Source organism: Terriglobia bacterium (assembly GCA_036496425.1).
Classification (GTDB): domain Bacteria; phylum Acidobacteriota; class Terriglobia; order 20CM-2-55-15; family 20CM-2-55-15; genus 20CM-2-55-15.
The window spans coordinates 1-2,134 of the sequence record DASXLG010000333.1 but is presented as its reverse complement, the minus strand read 5'-3'; the positions used below and the strand labels follow the sequence as shown (position 1 = coordinate 2,134).

At 57.6% G+C, this 2,134-nt stretch carries 3 protein-coding genes; 2 read left to right on the top strand and 1 reads right to left on the bottom strand.

All coding sequences use genetic code 11. The annotated features are described in order from the left end of the window. Positions 1-448, top strand: a 448-nt coding sequence (locus VGK48_24180; GenBank protein ID HEY2384285.1) for a Demethylmenaquinone methyltransferase, incomplete at its 5' end; no start/stop codon positions are given. A 47-nt stretch (positions 449-495) separates the two neighbouring features. Then, positions 496-969, top strand: a complete 474-nt coding sequence (locus VGK48_24175) for an SET domain-containing protein-lysine N-methyltransferase (protein ID HEY2384284.1) — start codon at positions 496-498, stop codon at positions 967-969. A gap of 243 nt (positions 970-1,212) precedes the next feature. On the opposite strand, the gene VGK48_24170 is transcribed toward VGK48_24175, so the two are convergent. Next, positions 1,213-2,134: LysR family transcriptional regulator (locus VGK48_24170; GenBank protein HEY2384283.1), on the bottom strand; the 922-nt coding region annotated here is incomplete at its 5' end.

Below are 2,134 nucleotides of genomic sequence, written 5' to 3'. Positions count from 1 at the left end.
CGGCGATTTAACCGCGCTTGAGGCAAAAAACTGCCGGCTCGCTGGGATCATTGTCTGGGGCGTACACCGCGACACGCCAGAGCTGCGGCAAATTAGTCTGCCGATTTTCAGCTACGGCGCCTGGCCTTCCGGTCCGCAGCGGCTCGATCCCTCCGATTCCTCGGCATTGCACTCCGCGCGCTTCGGGAATTTCGTCGTCGAACGCAGTGATGTGGCCTTTGCTGATGATGACGGTTGCTTGTTTGTCCTTGGTCAACTAGCCGATGACCTGCTTTCGGTCGCACACGAAATCTGGGAACGAGAACGGCGTCAGGCGGAGGCGATCAAGAGCGGGCGCTCGCTGCGCGAACAGCGGGACTTCGCGCGATATCTGCAGAAGCGCGCCGCCGATCCGGGTTACACGTTCCGGGAACACCTGCGTAAAATAAGCGGCGCTATTGAAGAATAGTGCAATCACCGCCTCAAGCAGACGTTAGAAGCAAGGACAATTCCCCAATGCCTATGGCGAAGAAAAGCAAAGCTCGGCGGCGGGTCGTGCAGATCGAGGTTCGCAAGTCCGGCGTGCACGGCCGGGGCGTTTACACCGCGCAGTTCATTCCCCAGGGCACGCGCGTCATCGAATACACAGGCGAACGCGTCTCCTGGGAAGCCGCTCCCGACGACCATGACGATCCACACACTTTCAACTTCGGCCTGGAAAACGGCGATGTAATCAATCCGGAAGTCGGCGGTAACGACGCGCGCTGGATCAATCATTCTTGCGATCCAAACTGCGAAGCGGTCGAGGAAGACGACCGCGTCTTTATTGATGCAATACGCGACATCCAACCCGGCGAGGAACTCCTTTATGATTATCACATGGAACTCGACGAACCGATCACCGAATCAGCCAAGAAGAAGTTCGCGTGCCACTGCGGCGCCTCAAATTGCCGCGGCACAATGATCGAGCTCCAAGAATCCTCCGGATAGGCAAAACCTATCGCGCCTAGACGAATAAAGTCTTTCAATCCGCCCTCCGACTGTGGCCGGTTAAGGCATGGAAACTAGAATACCGATAGGACAGCGCATCTCACGCTTCCTCGAGGAACGATATGTGCACAGGACGCAACCTCAGTACCTACCTGAGCTCGCCGTCTTTGGCGTTATCCTGATCCTCGCCGTGTGGCCCATGTTATCCATGGTAGCGACGGCGTTGGAGACGATGAGATAAGCTTAGTTTTTCACGTCGTCGCCTGTCGACGAATCATCGCCTGACAATAAAGCTGCGGCTTCTCGCTGGAAGGCAGCCGCCGCTTTGCTCTGAAACCGTAGCGGGTTTTGGAGAAAGTTGAGTTCCCGCTCGGGGATCGGCGGAGCGAACGGCAGACTAACGCATCCAGGGGTCGCTTGATGTTTAACCATCATGTTCGGCACGATCGAGACGCCGATGCCAGCCGCGACCATGTTCGCGATTGTGCTGAGCTGGCTTCCGGCCAGCGCGACCTCTGGATGAAGACGGCGCGACTCGAGCAGGTGATGCACCTGTTGCGAAAGACAATGCATCTCGTGCAGGAGCAGGAATCGTTGCGATTTGAGATCGTCCAGCGTGATCTCGGTCTGCTTTGCCAGAGCATGTGCTTGCGGCACAAGCGCGAGCAGCGGTTCCCTGCCGAGGTATTCCACTCGCAGAGTGGGACTTCGCTGGCAAGTCGACGCCAATGCGACATCCAATTCTCCGGCTTCCACACGCCGGCTGATGACTGCCGTTACGTCTTCTACGATGTGTAGGGTGACGTCCGGATAATGCTTTTGGAATGTCACGACCAGTTCCGGGAGAACATACGGCGCGATTGTGGGAATTGCGCCTACGGCCACATCGCCGGCAATTTTGCCTTTGAGCTCATCTACGCAACGCCGGGCATCGCCGATCGACGCCAGGATCTGCCGCGCGTAATCGAGCAAACAACGTCCGGCCTCTGTCAGCACGACCGAACGGGGAAGACGGTCGAACAAGGGCTGGCCGATTTCCGCTTCCAGCTTTCGAATCTGCTGGCTCAGCGAAGGCTGAGCCACGCGCACCTTCGCGGCCGCACGGGAAAAGTTCCCCTCGTCCGCCACCGCGACAAAATAACGCAGTTGATGAATCTCCATAAAT

Bases quoted from the DNA above. Each gene is read 5' to 3' on its own strand.
- VGK48_24175 (HEY2384284.1), top strand. From the start codon at position 496: ATGCCTATGGCGAAGAAAAGCAAAGCTCGGCGGCGGGTCGTGCAGATC.